This window comes from Streptomyces sp. E11-3 (assembly GCF_046540415.1).
Classification (GTDB): Bacteria; Actinomycetota; Actinomycetes; order Streptomycetales; family Streptomycetaceae; genus Streptomyces.
On record NZ_JAZGRL010000077.1, the window covers coordinates 1 to 2,820 of the forward strand.

Annotated in this window: 3 protein-coding genes; 2 read left to right on the top strand and 1 reads right to left on the bottom strand. The window is 72.1% G+C overall.

Going from position 1 to position 2,820, the window contains the following annotated elements; translation table 11 throughout:
- The first annotated feature begins 103 nt into the window (after window positions 1-103).
- Window positions 104-955, top strand: a complete 852-nt coding sequence (locus U9R90_RS35140) for a thioesterase family protein (RefSeq protein WP_411061467.1) — start codon at window positions 104-106, stop codon at window positions 953-955.
- Window positions 956-974: 19 nt separating this feature from the next.
- Here the strand turns inward: U9R90_RS35140 and U9R90_RS35145 are convergent, their stop codons facing one another.
- Window positions 975-1,820, bottom strand: a complete 846-nt coding sequence (locus U9R90_RS35145) for an alpha/beta fold hydrolase (protein WP_411061468.1) — start codon at window positions 1,818-1,820, stop codon at window positions 975-977.
- Between the two features lie 93 nt (window positions 1,821-1,913).
- On the opposite strand from U9R90_RS35145, the gene U9R90_RS35150 reads away from it, so the two are divergent.
- Window positions 1,914-2,820, top strand: a 907-nt coding sequence (locus tag U9R90_RS35150; protein WP_411061470.1) for a cysteine desulfurase family protein, incomplete at its 3' end; no start/stop codon positions are given.

The window sequence follows — 2,820 nt, forward strand, 5'->3', positions numbered from 1 at the left end:
GTGGAGGGGGAGGCGTAGCGGGGTCTGGGGCGCCCACGACAGTGGGGGCGTGACTGGAGAGAAAAGCTACCGCTTAGTAGTTACCTGTTGTACCGTTCATCGCATGACCCAGGGCATGACAACGACGGCAGCCATCGGAGACAGCGAGTTCGACCGCGACACCGCGGTGACCCTGCGCGAGCCGGGCGTCTATGACGCCGAACTCTCCGCGGGCTGGACGATCATCACCGCCGTCAACGGCGGCTATCTGCTGGCGCTGCTCGGCCGCGCACTCGGCGAGGCGCTGCCGCACCCGCACCCGTTCACGATCTCGGCGCACTACCTGACGGCGTCCCAGCCGGGCCCCGCCGTCATCCGCACCGAAGTGGTCCGCGCGGGCCGGGGCCTGTCCACCGGCCAGGCCTCCCTCTTCCAGCTCGACGAGGAGGGCCGCGAGGTCGAACGCATCCGGGCCGTCGCCTCGTACGGCGACCTGGACGCGCTCGCCGACGACGTCCGCACCACCGCGACCCCGCCCGCCATCCCGCCGGTCGAGCAGTGCTTCGGCCCGGACGACAGCCCCGCCCCGATCCCCGGCTCTTCCGCGATCACCGACCGCCTGTGGCTGAAGCTGGACCCGGCGACGCTCGGCTGGGCGCTCGGGGCGCCGTCGGGCAAGGGCGAGATGCGCGCCTGGTTCGGCCTCGCGGACGGCCGCGACCACGACCCGCTCTCCCTGCTCCTCGCGGTGGACGCCCTCCCTCCCACCGCCTTCGAGCTCGGCCTCAAGGGCTGGGTCCCGACGATCGAGCTGACCACACACGTACGCTGCCGCCCGGCCCCGGGCCCGCTGCGCGTGGCGATCACCACCCGCAACCTGGCGGGCGGCTTCCTGGAGGAGGACGCCGAGGTCTGGGACAGCGCGGACCGCCTGGTGGCCCAGTCCCGCCAACTGGCCCGGGCGCCGCGGGGCTGACCAGCCTTCGGGGCGTCCGTTACGGAGTGATGCACAGAAAACGGCTGAGCTCCGCCGTGAGTTCCGCGGGCGCGTCCTCCTGTACGAGATGCCCCGCCCCCTCGATCAAGCGCAGCTCGGCACCGGGGATCGCTTTGGCCAGCTCATGCCCCCTCTCCACCGGAATCCAGCTGTCCTCGGTGCCCCAGCAGATCAGCACGGGCAGCTCCAACTCCCCGTACCGGCCCTGGATCTCATCGGTGAACCGCTGGTCGTTCTGCGCGATCTGCCGGTAGAAGGCGCGCTGCCCCTCCTCGCCGCACCACGGCTCGACCAACTGCTCCAGCACCACCGGATGCAGCCCCTGACGGCTCACCGAGCCGATGTACTCCCGTACCAGGGCCCGATGCAGCGCGGGCGTCAGCCGCTCGAACACCTCGGCGTGCGCGCCGAGATGGCGGTACGAGGGTGAGCCCCAGGGCGCCAGCGCCACCGGGTCGACCAGGGCGAGCCGGGAGTACCGGGCGCCGTGCAGCAGATGGGCGCGCAGCGAGACACAGCCGCCGAAGTCATGGGCGACGACGGCGGGCTGGTCCAACCCCCAGTGGTCGAGCAGCTCCGTGAAGACCCGCCCCTGCGCGCGCAGGGACACGTCCTGGTCCGGGTACTTCTCCGACGCGCCATAGCCCGGCAGGTCCCAGACATAGACCCGGTGATCACGCGCCAGGGCCCGGGCCATGGCACGCCAGACGTAGGACGAGAAGGGCGTCCCGTGCACCAGGACGACGGGCGGCAGTTCCGGAGAGCCGAGCGCGGCCCACCGGACCTCACCCGACGAACTCGGGAACGTACGGTCGAGATCCCACTTACGCTGCCCGTCATACATCAGTTCCCCTCTTCCCCTCTTCCCCTGTCTCATCTGTCATGAGCATAAGCCTAGTGACTACTGTCGCATGCGGTCAGTAGAATTGCGCGCACCATGGCCTACCTCGACCACGCCGCGACCACTCCGATGCTGCCGGAGGCGGTCGAGGCGATGACCGCTCAGCTCACCGCCGTCGGCAACGCCTCCTCGCTGCACGCCGCGGGGCGCCGGGCGCGGCGCACCGTCGAGGAGGCCCGTGAGACCTTCGCCGAGGCACTCGGCGCCCGCCCCAGCGAGGTCGTCTACACCTCGGGCGGCACCGAGGCCGACAACCTCGCCGTGAAGGGCCTGTACTGGGCCCGCAGGGACGCGGACCCACGCCGGACCCGCGTGCTGGCCAGCCCCGTGGAGCACCACGCGGTACTGGACGTGGTGCACTGGCTCGGCGAGCACGAGGGCGCCACGGTCGAATACCTCCCCGTGGACACCGCGGGCCGGGTGCACCCCGAGGCCCTGCGCGAGGCCATCGCCCGCGACCCCGACGACGTGGCACTGGTCACCGTGATGTGGGCCAACAACGAGATCGGCACAGTCCAGCCGGTCCGCGAACTGGCCGATGTCGCAGCCGAGTTCGGCGTCCCGCTGCACGCCGACGCGGTACAGGCCGTCGGACAGCTCCCGGTGGACTTCGCGTCCTCGGGCCTGGCCGCGATGACGGTCAGCGGCCACAAGATCGGCGGCCCCTACGGCATCGGGGCGCTGCTGCTCGGCCGCGAGTACACCCCGGTGCCCGTACTGCACGGCGGCGGCCAGGAGCGGCAGGTGCGCTCCGGCACCCTGGACACCCCCGCGATCGCCGCCTTCGCGGTGGCGGCGCGGATCGCCACCGAGCGCCAGGAGTGGTTCGCGCGCGAGATCGGCGGCCTGCGGGACGACCTGGTCGCGGCGGTACGCGCGGCGGTCCCGGACGCGATCCTGGGCGGCGCCCCGGCCCCGTCCCCGGCATCCGCCCCGTCCCCGG